We start from the raw sequence: 19918 nt of genomic DNA, 5'->3' as shown, positions 1-19918 counted from the left end.
TTGCTATCCTCTTGAGGGGTTGCGGCGCAGAAGCCGGTGTTTCAGGAAACCGCCCAGCCCGCCTTCATAGCTGCCGGTCATGATGTCTTCGTAGCGCGTGATCGCCGCGGCGATCCGCAGAATGATCCAGATATACAAACCTTCCATCAGCAGGGTGAGGCCGATCTGGGGCCAGTGGTATACTCCGCCGAGTGCTTCCCGGAATACCAGGCAAACGTTTATGATGGGCACGCAGGCCAGCCAGGTCGTGAGTTCCAGGCCGGGGAACTGCATGAAGACCGCGGGTACCAGGATCATGACCGTTACGAAGGGACCCGCCAGGGACTGGGCGTCCTTGAACGTCCGGGCGAAGCTGGCCACGACCATAAGGAGGGCGGAAACGAACAAGGCGAGGAGTACGATGACCACGAAGATCAGCGGAACGGCGGACCACGGGATCGTGAAGCTCAGGTCCTGGATCCGGTCGCCCAGGAGCGGTGCCATGAGGGTACGCATGGACAGGCTCATGGCCAGGAAATTCAGCATGCCTGCCGTGGTCGAAAGCGTGGCCACGTACAGGTACTTTCCCGCGAGGACATTCACACGGTCCGTCGCCGCCGTCAGCGTGGTCTCCCAGGTGGCACGCTCGCGTTCTCCGGCCGTCGCGTCCAGGGCGGGGTACATGCCGCCCACGATCAGCATGATGATGACGAGGATGGGCACCGCCATCCCCAGGATGAAGCGTCCCATGTCCCGGCTGGAGGAAACGTTCTCCCGTTCTATCCAGATCATCTGGTAGGCCGGACCGTCCAGCCCCCGTTCCCTGCCCGCCCTTTCCAGGTAGGCCGTCCGATGGCGGTTGACGACGTCTTCGACCCGGCTCATGGCGATCCGGCTCCGGTCCTTAGACGTGTCGCCGGTCATGCGGACCTCGATATCGTCTGCGTTACCCTCGTCGCGGAGAACGAGTTCGACCAGGAGATCCAGCCGGCCGTCACGAATCGCGTCTTCGACGGCTTGCAAGTCTGCGGCCGTCACGCGGTCCAGGCGGTCTATGCGGTCCGCAGCCTCGATTTCGCGGACGAGGGCGGCGCCTTCCTCCACGTCGCCCGCGATCATTACGCGGGCCGTGAAGTTCTCCGTCTGGCCGATGACGAAGGACAGCCCCGTATAAGCCACCCAGAGGAGGACCGGGTACATGAACAGGGGCACCAGGACGACGTTGATGACGATGGAGCGTTCACGCAGGGCGCCGCGGAGTTCCCGAAGGAATACGAGACCGGTATCGGTGAGATTGAGCAATACGGCGTCCTGTTCGCGGGACGTGGACTAAGCTACTGAAAGGACCGGCGGACCCAGTCCCCGGCGTCGCGTACGACCTCTTCGGGATGCAGGCGGCTGCGGGCGAGATGCCCCGTCGTGCTGCGCAGCGTCGGCTGCCTCGCATCCTGGTAGCGCCAGTCCATGCTCCACCTGACCTGGTCGGTGCGGTTGGGAAGCCCCTGGTGGTAGAGCATGTTATGGAAGAGGACGATGTCTCCCGGGTCCAGCTCGATGGACACCGCCTGGTCCACGTAGGGGGCCAGGTCTTCCTGGGTGATTTCGAGGTAGAATTCGCGGTCCTCGTGCCGGGCCATGCCGATCCGGTGCGTGCCGGGAATGAACTGCATGCACCCGTTGTCCTCGCGGGCGGGGACCAGGGGAGACCATACGTTGATCATGCGCAGGGCGTCCACCGTCTCCGCGCTGTGATCGCCGTCGCGGTGGACCTTGTAGGTATATCCCCCGTCCTGGTGCCAGAGGACGAGCGTCGGGGCGTGGCCGGGCAGCTTGGGGCGGATGGAGTAGTTGGGATAGAGCCGAATTTCCTTGCCCAGGAGGGTTTCCACGATGTCCAGCAGCGGCGGGTGGAAGAACACCTCGTACATACCCGCCAGGTGGAGCTCCTTGCGGAAGATGTGGGGCGCCTTGTCCGGCGCGTCCGCGCAGATCCGGGCCAGGCGCGTCTCGAATGGCGCATCGGCGTGGTCTCTCGAGATCTTACCCTCCGCCATCAGCCGGTCCGCGAACCGGTCCACGAGTTTGCCGGCGTCGCGCCGGGCCGCCTCCACCACCCCGTCGGGGTAGAACCCTTTCAGGATCACGAAACCCGTTGTGTCGAACCGGTCCAGGTCTGTATTCGTCTCTACCGCCAAGCCAATGGGCTCCCAGTCAGATGTGCGGCATCTGTTTCTGCACCCTGGACCGCTCTCCCGGTCCAGGCCGCGCGTTTCCAGTGTTTACCTGCACATGTTTACCTGCGCACGTTTCGATACCTTCAATCTTCCTCGCGCCGCCGCCGTTTCTTTCTTTTGTGCACTTCGGCCCGTAGAATATACTCAATCTGGGCGTTCGCGCTACGCAATTCATCCTTCGCCCAGGCGTTGAGGTCATTCCAGAGCTCGGTGTTGATTCGCAGCAGCAGGGATTTCTTCTTATCCGGCACGATCGTACGTTTCCCTGTAGTCTCGCGTCAGTACAGCGAACCGGTATTTACGATTGGCTGCGTGGACGATTCGCTGCAGAGCACGGTGAGGAGATTGCTCACCATGGCGGCCTTGCGTTCTTCGTCCAGATCGACCACATGCTGGTCCTTCAGCCTTTCAAGGGCCATTTCCACCATGCCCACCGCGCCGTCCACGATCTTCTGACGGGCGGCGATGATGGCATCGGCCTGCTGCCGCTGCAGCATCACCTGCGCGATTTCGGGGGCGTAGGCCAGGTGGTTGATCCGTGCTTCCGATACCGAAACCCCGGCCGCGCCGACCCGTTCCCGTATTTCGTTGCCGAGGGCTTCGGACACTTCCTCTATGGACGACCTCAGGCTGGCGGTCTCTCCCTCGGTCAGGTCATAGGGGTAGCTGGTGGCCAGGTGGCGGATGGCCGATTCGGACTGTACCTGTATGTACTCGACAAAGTCGTCCACATCGAAACTCGCCTGGGCCGTATCTTCCACGCGCCAGACCACGACGGCTGAGATTTCGATCGGGTTTCCGTTTTTGTCGTTTACCTTCAGTCGCTCGCTGTCGAAATTCCTGGCTCGAAGGGAGATCTTCGCCTTGCTGTTGAGGGGATTCACCCACCAGAATCCCTGCTCCCTCACCGTCCCCGTGTATTTGCCGAACAGCGTCAGCACGCTGGCTTCGTTCGGTTCCAGCGTGAAGAATCCCTTGAAGCAGAATCCCAGTACGGCGAGGGCCGGTATGAAGACAAACACCAGCAGGAGCACGTCTCGGACGCTCATTTCCTGCTCCAGTACGGGTGGATTGAACGTAATGACCCAATCCATGACCACAAACGTCAAAGGAAACAGGACGATCAGCCAGACCAGCGCCCTCCAGCCGCTGAATTTCAACGGGCTTCTTTCCGTTATCATTGCTTTCCTCCTCCAAACATCGGTTGATAGGATAACATTATAATATCAATATGATATCATATTACAGGATAACAGATCGCCTGTCAAGCACACATTTTCAAATAAAGCCAAATAAAAAAGGCGCCCCTGTCGAGGCGCCTTTCTCTTTCTATTCAACTTGTTGTAGTGACCGTTCGAGTTGTAACGGCCGTTCGCATGTAACGGCCGTCCGCAGCCGCAATCAGCCCTGGGGTTGCTTCACGTAGCGCAGGTAGGGCTTCACACGGCGGATGTCGGAGTAGGTCTGGTCTGCTTCCTCGTCCGTGACCGCCGGTACGATGATGCAGTCTTCGCCGCTGGTCCAGTTGACCGGCGTGGCGAGCTTGTGATGGGCCGTCAACTGCAGGGAGTCCACGACGCGCAGGATCTCGTCGAAATTCCGGCCCGTGGACGCGGGGTAGGTCAGCATCAGCTTGATCTTCTTGTCCGGACCGATGACGAACACCGAACGCACGGTCATCTTGTCGTCGGCGTTCGGATGGATCATGTCGTAGAGCTGGGCGACTTCCTGGTCGGGATCCGCGATCAGCGGGTAGCTCACGTTCGCGTTCTGCGTCTCGTTGATGTCGCTGATCCAGCCACGGTGCGAATCGAGGGGATCCACGCTGATGGCCAGGATCTTGACGTTTCGCCGGGCGAACTCGTGGGCGATGTTGGCCATGTACCCCAGTTCCGTGGTGCAGACCGGCGTGTAATCCGCGGGATGGGAAAAGAGTATGCCCCAGCCGTCCCCGAGCCATTCGTGAAAACGAATCGTTCCCTCGGTGGTTTCAGCCGTGAAATCCGGGGCTTCGTCCATTAAACGTAACGCCATGACAGTCCTCCTGCAAAGGGCTTGCTATAGATGATAAGGTGGTGTGATCAGTGGCCTGATCCGTCTTATGGCCACGATAATATACCTATCTAGGTCAACAAAGTAAAGAATAAAATCAGCGCGTGCACCAGATCAGTCCGCGACGGACGATTTCCCGCGCCTCGGGTACGTCGAAATCGCTGGCGACGTGTCCCAGCGAACAGTGGAATACCTTCCCCTTGCCCCACGGCCTCTTCCAAACCACGGGCATCACCGTGCCATCGATCCAGGCGTCGTGATCCCCGCTGAAGGTCGTGGTCGCGAGCACTTGGTTGGACGGATCGACGTGCATGTAATACTGTTCCGAGCGCATGGCGAAATCGTCCAGCCCGGCTGTCACGGGATCTTCGTGATCGATGATGTTGACTTCGTAGTCGATGATCCCGCCCGGATGGGACACCCACTGTCCGCCCACCATGTACTGGTAGTTCGTGTTGTTGCGGAAGGCGTCCGCCTGTCCCCCGTGCCAGCCGCCGAACCCGGCCCCGGCGGAGACCGTCTCCAGGAGCGCTTTTTCCTGCGCGCCGGTGATCGTGCTCATGGTCACGGTCTGCACGATGAGATCGTACGTGGGCATGGCTTCCGCGTCCAGGTAGGCGTCGAGTGTGTCGCTTTGCGTGATATCGTATCCTTCCGATTCAAGCAGCGGGATGAAGATGTCCTGGGACTGCCTGGGTTCGTGTCCTTCCCATCCTCCCCAGACGAATAGGGCATTAGGCATGTGGTTGCTCCTATGGTTGCAATTCGCTCACTGCCCGTTGAAGACCGGGGCACCGTGGTTTCGAGTCTGTCGGGTTCGCGGATCCGGCCTGGTCTGCACGCTACGCCCGGTCCTTCCTGCTCTGCTCGCTTCCCGGCCGTCCCGCCAGCTACGCCCGTCGTTCCCAGCGGCTCGGGTTCATGCCGGGCGCGCTGGTCGACATGCCCTCCGGCTTGTTGCCGACGCCGAACTCGTAGGTCCGCATGCTGGGATCGCCCAGGAAGGGCCGGACGGAATCGGGCATTCGTTCCAGGTCGGACGGATCCCGTGGCGCCACGTCGACGATCGGTCCGGCCCAGGCCGGCCGGTAGGCCACCGCGAGCATGGCCCGCGACCGGTTGCCCCGGTTGGGCATCGTGCCGTGGAACGTCCGGTGGTTCAGGAACAACGCCGATCCCGCCTTGCAGGGTACGACCACCTCTTCGGGGTGCCGCTCGTAACGCTTGTACGGGTGGGCGTCCGCGTGCATGCAGAGATGAGACCTGGGCACGACCCGGAAGGGCGAGACGTCCATCGTCAGGTCGTCGAGGTAGTAGAGTACCCGGACGGTGATGGGGCAGCTTCCCTCGTACCCGAATATCTTCGAGCCGTAGGGCTGTCCGTCCGTGTGGAGACTGATCCCCGGCGTGCCGGGTTCGGACCGGTCGTAGGTATAGTGAATGAACACCAGGCAGTCACCGAACAACTCCTCCAGGAACCGCACCGTGGGTTCGTAGGCGATGAGTTCGGCCAGCTTCGGGCTGGCAAGGTGCGGATCCCTGCATCCCCGCTGTTTTTCGCTGTAGTCCCGTCCGACGGTTTCGAGCCTTTCGCACTCCGTCTTCAGTTCGGCCAGGTAGCCGGGAGTGATCCAGTCCGGGATGATCAGGTAACCCTCCTCCTCGATCATCCGGATACGCTCGCCCCGGGTGAGGGCGTGCCAGTCCCGGTCGTCCACGTTGACCCGTTGTTCCGCTTGACTGTGCATCATCCCTCCTTTCTGCCTTGTTGCGGGCGTCGCCGGCGCACTACAGTTCCACGCGCACGGATTCCATAGTGCGGGCCGCCTTTGCGCAGGCCACGTCGATGTCCGCCCCGCGAGCGACGGCTACGCCGAGGCGCCGGTGACCGGAGACTTCGGGCTTGCCGAAGAGATACAGGCCGGTGTCCGGTTCGGAAAGGGCGGCACCCAGGTTGCCGAACGTCATCCGGTCGGACTCGCCTTCCACCACGAGGGCCGCCGAGGCGGAAGGACCGTGCTGGCGGATCTCCGGGATCGGGAGACCCAGCACGGCCCGCGCGTGCAGGGCGAATTCGGACAGGTCCTGCGAGATGAGCGTGACCATGCCCGTATCGTGGGGGCGGGGCGAGACCTCGCTGAAGACCACTTCGTCGCCCCTGATGAACAACTCGACGCCAAATACGCCGCGGCCGCCGAGTGCGGTGGTGACCGCTGCAGCCGTCCGCCTGGCTTCCGTCCACGCCTTCTCGCTCATGGGCTGGGGCTGCCAGGAATACCGGTAGTCCCCGTCGACCTGTTCATGGCCGATGGGCGGGCAGAAACTCGTACCGCCCGCGTGGCACACTGTCAGGAGCGTGATTTCGTAGTCGAATTCGACGAACCCCTCTACGATCACCTTGCCCGCACCGCCGCGGGCGTCGTCGTGTGCGTGCCGCCAGGCGCCGGCCGCCTCCGAAGCGTGGCGCACCGTGCTCTGTCCCTTGCCGGAAGAGCTCATGACGGGCTTGACGACGCAGGGCAGGCCGATCTCGCGTACCGCGCGTTCGTAGGCTTCGCTGGACCCTGCGAAGCGATAGGGCGACGTGGGAAGGCCGAGCTCCTCCGCGGCCAGCCGCCGTATCCCCTCCCGGTTCATGGTCAGGTGGACGGCCCGTGCCGTGGGAACGACGTGATACCCTTCCGATTCCAGGTCCACCAGGACGCCGGTGGCGATGGCTTCGATTTCGGGTACGATGAAATCGGGGTGTTCCTGTTCGATCACCGCGCGCAAGGCGGATGGGTCCAGCATGTCCACGACGTGGCAGCGGTGGGCTACCTGCATGGCCGGCGCGTTGGCGTAACGGTCCACGGCGACCACTTCCACGCCCAGGCGCTGGAACTCGATGACCACTTCCTTGCCGAGTTCGCCCGAACCGCACATCAGCACTCGGGTCGCCGAAGGGGACAGCGGCGTGCCTAGCACGGCCATCGGGACTTCCTTCCGGTATGTGTTGCTGATTCCATCATTCCCGGTGCACCGCGGTCAGATTTCGTTCACCGCCGCCGTCAGTTCCTGCACCGCATCTTTGCCGTCGGCGAAGAGCATCAGGCAGTTGTCCGCGGCGAAGAGCGGATTGGGTATGCCGGCGAAGCCCGGGCTCAGGCTGCGCTTGATGACCACGACGGTCCGCGACTTGTCCACGTTCAGGATCGGCATGCCGGTCAGCGGCGTGTCTGCCGCGTCGCGGGCCAGGGGATTGACCACGTCGTTGGCGCCGATGACGATGGTCACGTCGGTCTGCTCGAAACCCGTATTGGCCTCGTCCATCTCCTTCAGGCGGTCGTAGGGGACGTCCGCTTCGGCCAGCAGCACGTTCATGTGGCCGGGCATGCGGCCCGCAACGGGATGGATGGCGAACTCCACCTCGATGCCGTCGGCCTCCAGTTGATTGGCCAGGTCGCGCACGGCGTGCTGCGCCTGGGCCACCGCCATGCCGTAGCCGGGGACGAATACTACGCGCCGCGCGCTGTCGAGCACCATGGCGACTTCTTCGGCGGTGGTGGATTTCACTTTGCCTTCGTAGAGGTCGTCGGCAGGACCCTCGTCGCCGCCGCCCGAATCGCCGCCGACTCCCGCGAACATCACGTTGGCGAGCGACCGGTTCATGGCCTTGCACATGATGCTCGTGAGGATGAATCCGGACGCGCCGACCAGCGATCCCGATATGATCAACACGTTGTTGGACAGCACGAAGCCCGTTGCCGCGGCGGCCATGCCCGAATAGGAGTTGAGCAGGGCGATGACCACCGGCATGTCCGCGCCGCCGATAGGCACCACGAGCAGTATGCCCAGCACGGACGCGATCGCCACCATGATCCAGAAGTACATGGTGTTCTCCGGCTGCATGATGCAGAGGACGCCCGCCGCCAGCCCGGCCAGCAGGAAGAGCCCTTTGAGCACGTGATCTCCGGTGAAGCGAACCGCTTTTTCGGAGACGATGCCCTGCAGTTTGCCGAAGGCGATCAGACTGCCCCAGAAGGTGACGCCGCCGATCAGCCCGGAAGCCATGGTCGCGACGCCGAACTGCATCGAGATCGTGTCCGCGGAACGCAGCGCCGCCTCGACGTAGGCCGCGCCGGCCACGAGCACCGACGCCCCGCCTCCGAAACCGTTGCACAGGCCCACGAACTGCGGCATGGCGGTCATGGGCACTTTGAGCGCCCAGATGGCGCCGATGGCTCCGCCGAGGACGATACCCGCGACGATGAACTCGAACCGGACGATCTGCTGGTCGATCAGCGTCACCACGATGGCGATGAACATGCCCAGGGCACTCAGGCGGTTGCCTCGTACCGCAGTGCGGGGATGGGAGAGCCCCTTCAGCCCGAATACGAACAGGGAGGCGGCAACGAGATAGGCGAAGCGGACGAGATCGGGGGACATCCGCCTACTCCTTTCTCTTGAACATGTCCAGCATGCGGTTGGTCACGAGGTAGCCGCCGACCACGTTGATCGTGGCGAAAACCACGGCGGCGGTTCCCAGGACCGTGGTCAGCGTCGAGTACTGGGTCCCGGCCGAAAGGATGGCGCCGATGATCGTGATCCCCGATATGGCGTTCGAGCCGGACATCAGCGGGGTGTGCAGGATGGGCGGGACCTTGGTGATGACTTCGAATCCGACGAACACCGCCAGGACGAAAATGGTCAATATGGCAATGGTTTCACCCATGTGGCACTCCTCGATTCGCTCGCCGGTCCGAGGCCGTTCAACCGGTACAAGCCCGTTCAGCCGGTACCGTCAAGTACGGAACGGACCAGTTCGTTGACGATCTCGCCGTCGCGGGTAACGGTCGCGCCCTGCACGATATCGTCGTCCACGGTCGCGTCCAGCGCGCCGTCGTTGATCATCAGCTTCAGGAAGTTCACGATGTTGTTGGAATACATCTGGCTGGCGTGAAAGGGCACGGTCGAAGGCAGGTTCAATTCTCCCACGAGGGTCACGCCATGCTTGACGACGGTCTTGCCCGGTTCCGTGATCTCGCAGTTTCCCCCCCGCTCCGCCGCCAGGTCGATCACGACCGAGCCGGGATTCATGCTCTTGATCATGTCTTCCGTCACCAGCACGGGCGCCGGCTTTCCCGGTACGGCGGCCGTCGTGATCACCACGTCGTTCTCGGATACGACGCGGGCCATCATCTCCCGCTGTTTCGCGTAGAACTGCTCGTCCATGGCCTGGGCGTAACCCCCCGATCCTTCAGATTCCGCGGTGTCGAGTTCCAGCTCCACGAAGCGCGCCCCGACGCTCTGGACCTGCTCCTTGACGGCCGGCCGCACGTCATAGGCCTGTATCACGGCGCCCAGCCGCTTGCAGGTCGCAATGGCCTGCAGGCCTGCTACGCCCACTCCGACCACGAAGACATGGGCGGGCGTGATGGTCCCGGCCGCCGTCATCATCATGGGGAACAGCCTCGGGAGGTATTCGGCCGCCATCAGCGCGGCCTTGTAGCCGCCGATGTTGGCCTGGGAGGAAAGGGCATCCATGCTCTGCGCACGGGAGGTCCTCGGGATCAACTCCATGGCGCAGGAGATTGCGCGACGGTCGGCAAGCGACCGGATCTCGGCGGCAGCGGACAGCGGTTCCAGAAACCCGATCAGTACCTGTCCCTCGCGCAGCAGTTCGACGTCCGCCATACCCGAGTCCGGATTCGCTCCGCCCCCTCTTACCTGCACGATCACGTCTGCTTCGGCGAATAACGAACCACGCTCCGGCACTACCACGGCGCCGGCCTCTTCGTAGGACGCGTCCGCGATGCCTGCCTCCCGGCCCGCACCCGCGGAGACCCGGACGGCACAACCTGCCCGTACCAGGGCGCCAACCCCGGCCGGGACGATGGATACGCGCCGTTCGCCCGGACAGGTTTCGTTAGGGACGCCGATGGTCATGTACTGCTCCGACTCCATGGACTGATCTGAATATACTGACTGATTAAAATACGCTGGCCGACTCGACGATGCGGACTGATTCGAATATGCTGGCTGTCCCGGCGATGCGGATCATGCTGACCGTGCGGACCACATGCTTGTGCTGAGTCGCGGACCGCATTGAAGGCGGTTTCGTGGACCTGGCTGCAGGCCGCGTCGCGGACCGAGTTCTATATATAAGGATTCCTGCCGGACGCGTCAACTCCCAGATTGGCGTCTTCACCGTCCGGGCAAAATAACCGGCTCGAACCACGCGCATATTGTCAGGGACCGGGCCGCGTGTTATTTTGTATAGCGCAGGCCTCGGGGATGAGATCCTGGGCGGCTAAGGCCAGGCCGTCGTGCAACGTGCGGGTTACGTACCGTTGTGGTAAACCGGCAGCTCAAGGAGTCACCATGAACGAAACTGAACGCTATGAATTCGACCGCCAGGGCTACATCGTGATCGAGGACCTGCTGGACCCGGATGCCGTCTCCTCGCTGTCGGCCGCGGTAGACGAGCTGGAAGCCCACGCGCTGGCGAACCTGGACAAGCCGCCGCGCAAGGCCAGTCCCTGGGGACCGGACTATCACCGGAATCCGGAACGGGGATACCACGTGGACGGATCGAACGCGGAGGGCAGAACCGTCATCATCGAGGACTTCTGGAACGCCGACGAGCGCTTCGACGTGTTGGTGAACGACGGGCGCACCATGGCGTATATCGGCGGGATCGTCCAGGGCAGGTCCACGATCAACAACTCCGAGATCCGGATCCGCTACCGCGGGAACCTGTCGGGACTGCACGGCGGCATGCGGCCCGAGAACCAGAAGTACCGGTACGGGTTCAACGCCAACGGAATCGACTGCATGATGGTGCGCATGGTCTACTTCATCCATGACGTGTCCCGGGAACACGGGGCGTTCTGTGTCATACCCGGAACCCACAAGACGAACGTGCCCTGTCCCTATGACGGCAACCCGGACGAGGAACCCGGCGTGGTCGCGCTGGAAGTCAAGGCCGGAGACGCCATACTGTTCACGGAAAACCTCCGCCACGGTGGCGTTACCAACCGGTCCGACCAGGTCCGCAAGACCATCCACGTGGGCTACGGGCCCTACTGGATGCTGTCGCAGAACCAGGCTACCATGGACGAATTCCCGTACGTGACCGAAGCCACTTTCGCCCGCTGGGACGACGACCAGCGCGCGCTCTTCAAGCCCTGGCACAGGCCGAGGGGCTGGACCCGAAGCAGCCAGGCATAACCACGAGGAAAGGATGGCCAAAATGTCCGTCAACCGTTCCGTCGGAAAATCGATGCAAATGTACCGGCGGGCCGAGGAACTGATCCCCGGCTGGACGCAGTTGATCAGCCGGCGGGCAAGCCAGTTCGCAAACGGCGTCAGCCCCGTCTATGCCGAAAGCGCCAAGGGCGCCCGTTTCGTGGACGTGGACGGCAACGAGTACCTGGACATGATGAACGCGGTCAGCGCCATCATCCTGGGTCACGCCGATGATGTGGTGGACGGCGCGGTGAAGGAACAGATCGACCGGGGCAGTATATACACGCTGAACGGTCCGCTGGAAATCGAACTGGCCGAGGAACTCATCGATACCATCCCCAGCGCCGAGATGGTGCGGTACGCAAAGGCCGGGGGAGAGACCTGCGCCCTGGCCGTGCGGATCGTGCGGGGGACCACCGGGAAGGACATCATCCTCTTCTGCGGCTACCATGGATGGCACGACTGGTACCAGTCCGCCAACTACCTCGTCGATCCCGAGAGCGGCGAATACCCCTTCGCCGGCATCGAGCCGATCGGCGTGCCGCGGGTGCTAGCCGGGACGGCCATCCCCTTCACTTACGGCGACCTGGACATGCTCTCGGACCTGCTGAATAAGTACGAGGGACAGGTCGCGGCGGTCATGATGGAGCCCGCCCGGTCCGAACTGCCACCTCCCGGCTACCTGGAAGCCGTCAAGTCGCTGGCCCATGAACACGACGCGCTGCTCGTGTTCGACGAGGTGTCCTGCGGCTGGCGTTTTCGCATCGGGGGGTTCCAGGAGTATACCGGTGTAACGCCCGATGTGACCACCCTGGCCAAGGCCATGTCGAACGGATACGCCATGGGCGCCGTCGTGGGATCACGCGAGGCCATGGCACCCGCCGCGTCGATGTTTGTTTCCAGTTCCTACTGGAGCGACAACGTGGGCCTGGCCGCCGCGTTGACCACCATTCGCGAGCTGAAGCGACGTAACTCGGAAGCCTTTTTCGAGGCCATGGGCCAACTGGTCAAGAAGACGATAAACGACGCCTTCGCGAGCGCGGGACTGCCCGGCGCCTGCATGGGCCTTTCCCACAATCCCGGCCTCTCCTTCGATCTGCCCGACCCGGAACTCACCCCCATCGTCTCCACGCTGTTCGTCCAGGAGATGTCACGCCGGGGCATCTTTACCCCGACCTCGTTCCGGGTCACCATGGCCCACACGGAGGGAGACGTCCGTCAACTGGGCGAGGCGGCCGCCGAGGTCTTCGGGCTCATCAAGTCAGGCCTGGACCGCGGCAACCTGGCGGAACTGCTTGAGTGCGACCTCAAGAAGGAACCCTTCAGGAGGCTGGTCAGGTAAGTTGATCGACCAGGCCGGAATGCAAGTGGTTGCGGTGTCAGCACCTGCCTGGCCTTAGTGTCCGCTTAAGGCGCGCCTGAATCCTTCAGCACCCGCTCCGCCGCCTGTTCTCCCGAACGCACGCAGTCCGGCAGGCCCACGCCCCCGTAGGCATTGCCCGCCAGTGCAAGCCCGGAATGCCGCCCGAGCAGCGATTCGATCCGCTCAACGCGCCGGCCATGGCCGACCAGGTACTGGGGCATGGCGTCCGGATAGCGCGCCAGGTCGATGTGCAGCGGCTCGCCTTCGATGCCCATCAAGTCCCGTAGTTCCCCGCATACGATCCGAAGCAGGACTTCGTCGTCGGACTGAAGCAGTTCCTGCTGAAGCATGCCGCCCAGAAACACGCGCAACAGGACGAGGCCTTCCGGCGCCCGGTTCGGGAACTTCACGCTGCTGAAGGTGCAGGCGATGATTTCGCGATCCTCAACGGCGGGCACAACGAAACCGAAGCAGTCCAGCGGGTGGGGCACGTCTGAACGCCGGTACACGAGGTTCATGACGGCCGACGACGCGTGGGGGATGGCCGCCAGCTCCTCGTAGAGTCCCGTGTCGGTACCGTGCAGCAATTCCGCGGCATGGCGAGAGGGCACGGCGAGGATGACGCCGTCCGCTTTGAAACGTTGCCCGTCGACGCAGGACAGGTTCCAGCCGCTCCCGTCACGGGTCAGGCGCGTCACCTCGGCCTGGGTATGCATGGCGTCCGAGGGCAAATGCCGCAGCAGCGCCTGCACGATGGTTTCCATGCCCCGGTCGAAGGAAGCCAGTTCGCCGTAACGGGCGCCGCTGCCGGCGGACGCCCCGCGCTGCTTTGCTGCCTCATTGCCGGCGGACACCCCGCTGCCGGCGGACGCCCCGCTGCCGGCGGACGCCCCGCTGCCGGCGGACGCCCCACTGCCTGTGGACGCCCCGCGCTGTTGCTTCGCGGCCGCGCGCCGCTTCGCGACCATGGCCTTGATGACACTGCGGTGACGCAGTTCCATCTCGAAGAACCGCGGGATGGTGGCTTTCAGGCTGAGGGTATCCGGGTCGCCCGCATAGATGCCCCCGATGAGCGGCTGGACGACCCGCTCGAGCACCTCGACGCCAAACCTCCTGCGTACGAAGGCGCCGAGGCTTTCGTCGCCGGTCGCGGACCCCCTGGGCAATACCAGGTCCAGGGCGCATCGAGCCTTGCCCTTCCACGAAAAGAGGGAGGTGGTCGCCATCGGCCAAAGGCGGGTGGGCGCCATCATCAGAAAACCGTCGGGCAATGGATGCAGCTTACCGCGATGGACCACGTGGGACCTGCGATGGGTCCGTGCGGTGGGGATGATCCGGTCCGCCACGCCCAGACGGCCCGCGAGATCCGAAAGCCAGGGCTTGGAAGTGAGAAAGGAATCCGGCCCCAGTTCGACCAGGCAACCTTCACGCTCGACCGTGCGGATCGTCCCGCCGAAACGGTCCGACCGTTCAAGCAGCGTCACTTCCAGTCCGGGATGCCCGGATTCCGTCAGCCGGTAGGCCGCGCTCAATCCCGCGATGCCCCCGCCGACCACGACGACCTTCATCGACCGCTTCCCATCTCATGTACGGCGTCTACCAGGGCGATCACGTGGTCTTCCGGCGTGCCGGGAAGAATGCCGTGGCCGAGATTGAATATGTGGCCGGGACGCCCGGCGGCCTTGTGCAGGATGGCCGCGGCCTGTTTGCGGATTTCATCAGGGGAGGCAAACAGGATCACGGGATCGAGGTTCCCCTGTACGGCCGTATCGTATTCGAGCCGGCGCCAGGCCTCGGCCAGGTCCACCCGCCAGTCCAGTCCGATGACGTCTCCGCCGGCCTCCCGCATCAGTTCGAGCAGGGACCCTGTCCCCACGCCGAAGTGAAGCCTGGGGACGCCCCGGCGAAGGTGGGAAAAGACGTATCCCGTGTGAGGAAGGACGAAAGCCCGGTAGTCGTCGGGTGACAGGCAGCCGGCCCAGCTGTCGAACAGCTGCACGGCGTGGACGCCGGCCTCGATCTGTTCGTTGAGGTAGGCCGTGACCGCCCGGGCCAGCTTCGACATGAAGGCGTGCCACACGCCCGGATCGGTATACATGAAGGTCTTGAGGTGCCTGAAGTCCCTTGTACTCTGGCCTTCGATGGCATAGGCCGCCAGGGTGAAGGGGGCGCCGGAGAAACCGATGAGCGGGATATGGGGCGGCAGGGCGGGCAGCACCATGCGGATGGCCTCGTAGACGAAGTGCTGGGACGCCGGTTCAACGTCTTCGAGCTGGTCCACGGCTTCGGCCGACCGTAACGGGTTGTGAATGACCGGTCCCTGGCCCGTGACGTATTCCAGGCGGAACCCCATCGGCTGCAGCAGGGGCAGGATGTCCGCGAAGAGGATGGCGGCGTCCACACCGAGGCGTTCCGCCGCCATCAACGTGATTTCCGCCGTGAGCTCCGGGGTCTTGCACATGTCCAGGAAATCCAGGTCCGATTTGAGTTCCCGGTAGGCCCGCTGGTAGCGGCCGGCCTGGCGCAGCATCCATATGGGTGTATACTCCGTCGGTTCGCACCGGCACGCCCGGAGGAAGGCCGACTCCCCCCGGGTACCGTACGGATCGCTCTCGAAGTGCCACCGCATGTCGGTGCGATGCCAGTAGGAGGTGTCCACGCCACCGTCCACGGCGGTACGCTTCTTGTTGACCAGGTAGCCCGCAAGGCGCGCCATGCTTGATACGAGCGCTTCGCCTCCCGTTCCGTCGGGTTCGAAGTCGACCGAGAGACGGTGGTTTCTCCAGATGTCCGTGCAGGCCGGCCCGGCCGAGCCCACGGCAATCTGCCTGACGGCATCCAGCAGGACCTCGATCCGGCCCGTGGCGGCCGCCCGGCCGAGTAAAGCGCGGATATGATCAGGATCCGTCAGTAACAGTACGGCGATATCGTCCCTGGCCAGGCCGTCAATGAAGGCGTCCACGCGCTCCGAATCGTCCGCGCTGGCTATCACGGGAATGCCGCCGCGGGCGCCGATTGCGTCCCGCAGCGACTCGTCCAATGTCGCGACCTGCAGGCCGTTGTAGTCCATTTCGTCCCCTTCCGCAGTTGAACTGTTCTAACCTACAGCCGACAGTAAAGGGGAGCAATACAATAGTAGGATGCGGGGACCAGTCCGCCAGCCGTGCCCTGGTGTGCGGGTCCCCGTCCGGGCGTGCCGGGTCCTGGCCGGCCGGGTCGTAGTTTGCCGGCTCTTTTCGGGTCCACCGGTGCTGCATGGACGTGCAAGTGCCCGCCAATCTGTGGTTGCGGGTTCACCTGGCAAATAGTACATTGCGCGGGACGACAGACCGCGGGAGGCGGGAAAGCACACGCAATCAAGGAGTTCACATGTCCGGGTCATATCGGGTCGGCATCATAGGCTGCGGAGGAATGGGCGGTTCACACGCGCGGCACTGGACGCAGAAGCCACAGACCGACGTGGTGGCGGTCGCCGACGTCAGTGAGCGAAACGCCCGCAAGCTGGCCGACGAATTCGAAGCGAAACCCTACACGGATTACGAGGATATGCTGGAGCAGGAGTCCTGTGACATCGTCAGCATCACCACCTGGCAGAACGTACGCGCCGAAATCACCGTGAAAGCCGCGGAATCGGGCGCGAAGGGCATTCTCGGTGAGAAGCCGATGGCGTCCAGTCTTAGCGAAGCCGACCTCATGCTGGCATCCTGCGCACAGCACGGTATCAAGCTCGCCATCGGTCACCAGCGCAGGTTCACCCCGCAGAACGTGGAGGCGCGCCGCCTGGTGATGGAAGGCGCGATCGGAGCGCCCACGGCCATGTTGCGCCGGGACGCTCACGGCTTGCTGAACCGGGGCACCCACGAGCTGGACGAGATGATGTACGTGCTGGGCGACCCCGCTCCGGTCTGGGTGATCGGCCAGGTGACCCGCAAGACGGACCGGTGGGAGCGCCGGGTGCGGTGCGAGGACCGGTGTGCGGCGATCATCGCCTTCGAAGGCGGGATCAGGGGCACCTACGAGAGCGACCTGCCCGATCCCGGTCTGCAGGGCGACGTCATTTACGGCACGGAGGGGATCCTGAAACGCGGCCCCGAAGGCGGCCTGCTCCTGCTGAACCGCCATGCCGGCGACTGGCAGCACATCACGCCGCCGCCGGTGGAGGCCGACCAGTATGACGAGTTCATTTCCTGGCTGGACGGCGTCGTCGAAGGACACCGAAACGACGGCGAAACAGCCCGCCTGACCATGGAACTCATGATGGCGATCTACGAATCGGCCCGCATACGCGACGTGGTCGAACTGCCGATGCAGACGGGAGACAATCCGCTGGACCTGATGGTAGAGGAAGGAGCGCTTCCCGTGGAGATACACGGCCGCTACGACATACGCGCGCCGTTCCCCGAACAGACGAACTAGTTCATGCTCTACCTGGTAGCCACGCCGATCGGCCATCTGGACGACATCACGCTCCGGGCGCTGGAGATCCTGCGCGGCGTGGATATCGTGCTCAGCGAAGACACGCGCAGGACCGGAAGGCTGCTCAAGCATTACGGGATCAGCGCGCGGCAGATGGCCTACCACGAACACAACGAGGAGCGGGCCGTACCCAGGGCCCTGGCTGCCCTGGAGCAGGAACGGGACCTCGCCCTGGTCACGGACGCGGGCACGCCCGGTATCGCCGATCCCGGATACCGACTCGTCCAGGCCGCGATCCAGGCCGAAATCCCCGTGAGCATGGCCCCCGGTCCGAGCGCGCCGATCATGGCGCTCGTCCTCTCGGGCCTGCCGGTCCACCGGTTTTCGTTCTGTGGATTCCCGCCCCGCAAGCCCGCGGCCCGGCGCCGGTATCTCGAAGCGGACGCGGACCGTGCGGAAACGCTCATCTATTTCGAAAGCCCCCACCGGGTGCACGCGCTTATCACCGACGCCCTGGAGGCGTTCGGGGACCGCAGGGCGGCCCTGGCGAACGACCTGACCAAACTCCACGAGAAAATCGACCGGAATCCGCTGTCCGTGTTGCGTGACGAGACCCGGGACCGCCGCCTGCGCGGTGAGTTCATCCTGCTGGTGGAGGGGCGGTCCGCCTAGCGCGCCTGTTCGGCTAGCGCACCTGGTCCGCCTGGTCCGCCTGGTCCGTCTGGCGCGCCTGGTCCGCCTGGCGCGCCTGGTCCGTCATGCGCTTCAGCGCCTCATCGTAGTCCGCCCGGTCGTTGATGTTGAAGAACTGATCGGCATCGCGGAACCCTCCCTCTTCCGGCACAAGGCGCAGGACGCGGACCGCGTCGAAGAACCCGGCGATTTTATATCTTTTCGCCCGGATCCGGTCTTCAATCGCCGGGACGCAAGTCTCCCGGTAGACCGCGCACAAAGGTTCCTCCCGTCCGTCGTTCACGGGGACGACCACGTCGAAGCCGGGCGATCGCTCCACCATGTACTCCAGGAACTCCGGCCGGACAAAGGGCATGTCGCAGGCGACACACAGGCACAGTGGTGTACGCGCCGTTTTGAGCGCGGTAAAGATGCCGCCGATTGGCCCGCAGCGGGGGACCAGGTCCTTCCTGCTTTCCAGCTCCAGGAAGTCGTATTCCTCCGGGGTGTTGGTGATCAGCATCATCTGTCCGGTCACCGAACCGACCGTCCGGCAGAGCCGTTCGATCAACCGGTCTCCATCGATCCGGGTGAGCGCCTTGTTCGAGCCGAAGCGGCTGCTCTTTCCCCCCGCGAGGATGATGCCCGTAACTTCTTCCTTACCAGTCATTTAATGTACTTTCCCTATCGTCTTACAACCCTGAATTTCACTTCCCGGGAACGCGCGAAAAACCCTGGTGTCCGGCCGGCCGAGACTGAGCCGGGTCCGCTTGACACCCCATACGAGCCGCCGTATATTCAGAGTATCGGGATGTTGGCGCCGCGTGTCCCGTTCCTCCGGAATCAATCCCCGTTTACGGTGCCGGCCGTTCGTGAAAGAGTATTCAATATGTGGTTCTGGTCTCATAAGCTCAAGCTCCTCCTGGTGAAGAAGGACTACGAGACCATCGTGCGCATCTGCTTCGAGCGCGTGGAACGGAAGCAGACCGACTACTGGACCCTGCGAGGCCTGGGTCTCGGACTCATGTACACCGGCCGCACGAGCGAAGCCTTCGAATGGCTCAGCAAGTGCGCGCGGGCGTATCCGAAAAAGGTCGCGGTACAGTACGATATCGGCCTGATCTACATGAAGCAGGAGTGCTACAGCGAAGCCCGCGGTTATATGCTGAACGCCCTCGAGGGCGGATACCGAACGGACGCCCTCTTCCAGGACCTGGGCCGAATCTACTGTTATCTCGGCGAATTCGAGAAGGCGACCAACTGCTTCCGCGAGGTCATTCGCCGTTCACCCCGGAACGGCGAGGCCTACAAGCTCCTGGGCATGGTGTACAAGCGGCGGACCATGTACGACGAGGCCGTCGCCGCGTACCGGGAAGCCTTGCGTTGGGATGGAGACAACTCGGAAATCCACATGAGTCTCGCGGAGATCTACGTCCGGCAGGAGAAATGGGAACTGGCGGTCGGAGAGTATCAGAAGGCGCTGGAGCTCGACGCCACCAATTTCGCGGCCCATTACGCGCTGGGGTCCATCTTCGAGATCATGGGCGAGAACGCCCGCGCGATCGACGAATTGCTCAAGGCTCATCGTATCGACGGGGAAGACGAACGAATCCACAAGAAACTGGAACGGTTGCTGATCAGTTAATCCCTGCCTGGGCTGCCCAACCAGCCTGACCACTCCGACCGCCTTTCGCCTTTCCGAACGCCTGGACCGCCCGTCCTATTCGGCCCGCCCACACCTCCCGGACCGTCTGCACCTCCCGGACCACCCACACCGCGTACGCCGGAGTCCGGGACTACGGTCACGTAAACGAGATCGGCACCGGCATGCAGGTCAGGATGAAGACCAGGACCGCGAGCCAGCCCAGCCACCTGCTGTGTGGGGGAAGCGGCGCCGCGTCGTCGACCGGCGCGGGATGACGGAAACCGCTGAACCTGCCCATCAACAGCAGCAGTACTCCGAACACCCACCATC

19 protein-coding genes are annotated in these 19918 nt (G+C 63.5%); 5 read left to right on the top strand and 14 right to left on the bottom strand.

Going from position 1 to position 19918, the window contains the following annotated elements; translation table 11 throughout:
- Window positions 1-3: 3 nt before the first annotated feature.
- The 11 genes from OXH56_12250 to OXH56_12200 form a co-directional block, all read right to left on the bottom strand.
- Window positions 4-1281, bottom strand: a complete 1278-nt coding sequence (locus tag OXH56_12250) for an ABC transporter permease (protein MCY3556078.1) — start codon at window positions 1279-1281, stop codon at window positions 4-6.
- Between the two features lie 32 nt (window positions 1282-1313).
- On the bottom strand, window positions 1314-2174 hold the full coding sequence (locus tag OXH56_12245) for a phytanoyl-CoA dioxygenase family protein (GenBank protein ID MCY3556077.1): 861 nt from the start codon (window positions 2172-2174) through the stop codon (window positions 1314-1316).
- 122 nt (window positions 2175-2296) lie between these two features.
- Window positions 2297-2464: an Arc family DNA-binding protein gene (locus OXH56_12240; GenBank protein MCY3556076.1), complete on the bottom strand. Its 168-nt coding sequence runs from the start codon at window positions 2462-2464 to the stop codon at window positions 2297-2299.
- Between the two features lie 27 nt (window positions 2465-2491).
- On the bottom strand, window positions 2492-3262 hold the full coding sequence (locus OXH56_12235) for an SPFH domain-containing protein (GenBank protein ID MCY3556075.1): 771 nt from the start codon (window positions 3260-3262) through the stop codon (window positions 2492-2494).
- Between the two features lie 352 nt (window positions 3263-3614).
- Window positions 3615-4247, bottom strand: a complete 633-nt coding sequence (locus tag OXH56_12230) for a peroxiredoxin (GenBank protein MCY3556074.1) — start codon at window positions 4245-4247, stop codon at window positions 3615-3617.
- A 115-nt stretch (window positions 4248-4362) separates the two neighbouring features.
- Window positions 4363-5007: a ThuA domain-containing protein gene (locus OXH56_12225; GenBank protein ID MCY3556073.1), complete on the bottom strand. Its 645-nt coding sequence runs from the start codon at window positions 5005-5007 to the stop codon at window positions 4363-4365.
- A gap of 148 nt (window positions 5008-5155) precedes the next feature.
- Window positions 5156-6016, bottom strand: a complete 861-nt coding sequence (locus OXH56_12220) for a phytanoyl-CoA dioxygenase family protein (protein ID MCY3556072.1) — start codon at window positions 6014-6016, stop codon at window positions 5156-5158.
- Between the two features lie 37 nt (window positions 6017-6053).
- Window positions 6054-7235, bottom strand: coding sequence for a formate-dependent phosphoribosylglycinamide formyltransferase (gene purT / locus OXH56_12215; protein ID MCY3556071.1), 1182 nt, complete (start codon window positions 7233-7235; stop codon window positions 6054-6056).
- Between the two features lie 54 nt (window positions 7236-7289).
- Complete coding sequence (locus OXH56_12210) at window positions 7290-8690, bottom strand: NAD(P)(+) transhydrogenase (Re/Si-specific) subunit beta (protein MCY3556070.1); 1401 nt, start codon at window positions 8688-8690, stop codon at window positions 7290-7292.
- Window positions 8691-8694: 4 nt separating this feature from the next.
- Complete coding sequence (locus OXH56_12205) at window positions 8695-8976, bottom strand: NAD(P) transhydrogenase subunit alpha (GenBank protein ID MCY3556069.1); 282 nt, start codon at window positions 8974-8976, stop codon at window positions 8695-8697.
- Between the two features lie 56 nt (window positions 8977-9032).
- Window positions 9033-10190: a Re/Si-specific NAD(P)(+) transhydrogenase subunit alpha gene (locus OXH56_12200; GenBank protein ID MCY3556068.1), complete on the bottom strand. Its 1158-nt coding sequence runs from the start codon at window positions 10188-10190 to the stop codon at window positions 9033-9035.
- A 435-nt stretch (window positions 10191-10625) separates the two neighbouring features.
- Here OXH56_12200 and OXH56_12195 point away from each other — a divergent pair, with 435 nt between their 5' ends.
- Window positions 10626-11474, top strand: a complete 849-nt coding sequence (locus OXH56_12195; protein ID MCY3556067.1) for a phytanoyl-CoA dioxygenase family protein — start codon at window positions 10626-10628, stop codon at window positions 11472-11474.
- 22 nt (window positions 11475-11496) lie between these two features.
- Window positions 11497-12834, top strand: coding sequence for an aminotransferase class III-fold pyridoxal phosphate-dependent enzyme (locus OXH56_12190; protein MCY3556066.1), 1338 nt, complete (start codon window positions 11497-11499; stop codon window positions 12832-12834).
- A gap of 65 nt (window positions 12835-12899) precedes the next feature.
- On the opposite strand, the gene hemG is transcribed toward OXH56_12190, so the two are convergent.
- The gene (gene hemG, locus OXH56_12185; GenBank protein MCY3556065.1) at window positions 12900-14423 is read right to left on the bottom strand and encodes a protoporphyrinogen oxidase; all 1524 of its coding nucleotides are present in this window, start codon (window positions 14421-14423) and stop codon (window positions 12900-12902) included.
- Window positions 14420-15925 (bottom strand): uroporphyrinogen decarboxylase, encoded by a 1506-nt coding sequence (gene hemE / locus OXH56_12180; protein MCY3556064.1) that lies wholly within the window; start codon window positions 15923-15925, stop codon window positions 14420-14422. Before hemE ends, hemG begins: the two co-directional genes overlap by 4 nt.
- 299 nt (window positions 15926-16224) lie before the next feature.
- Between hemE and OXH56_12175 the strand changes: the two genes are divergently transcribed.
- Window positions 16225-17271: a Gfo/Idh/MocA family oxidoreductase gene (locus OXH56_12175; protein MCY3556063.1), complete on the top strand. Its 1047-nt coding sequence runs from the start codon at window positions 16225-16227 to the stop codon at window positions 17269-17271.
- Between the two features lie 3 nt (window positions 17272-17274).
- On the top strand, window positions 17275-17943 hold the full coding sequence (gene rsmI, locus OXH56_12170) for a 16S rRNA (cytidine(1402)-2'-O)-methyltransferase (protein MCY3556062.1): 669 nt from the start codon (window positions 17275-17277) through the stop codon (window positions 17941-17943).
- Window positions 17944-17956: 13 nt separating this feature from the next.
- Here rsmI and OXH56_12165 read toward each other — a convergent pair whose 3' ends face one another.
- A complete protein-coding gene (locus OXH56_12165; GenBank protein ID MCY3556061.1) occupies window positions 17957-18613 on the bottom strand; it encodes a molybdenum cofactor guanylyltransferase in 657 nt (218 codons plus the stop codon).
- Window positions 18614-18832: 219 nt separating this feature from the next.
- On the opposite strand from OXH56_12165, the gene OXH56_12160 reads away from it, so the two are divergent.
- Complete coding sequence (locus tag OXH56_12160; GenBank protein ID MCY3556060.1) at window positions 18833-19588, top strand: tetratricopeptide repeat protein; 756 nt, start codon at window positions 18833-18835, stop codon at window positions 19586-19588.
- Window positions 19589-19918: the final 330 nt, after the last annotated feature.

Source organism: Gemmatimonadota bacterium (assembly GCA_026702745.1).
Taxonomy (GTDB): domain Bacteria; phylum JAAXHH01; class JAAXHH01; order JAAXHH01; family JAAXHH01; genus JAAXHH01.
The sequence above is the reverse complement of the archived record's forward strand: the minus strand, read 5'-3'. Positions and strand labels throughout refer to the sequence as shown.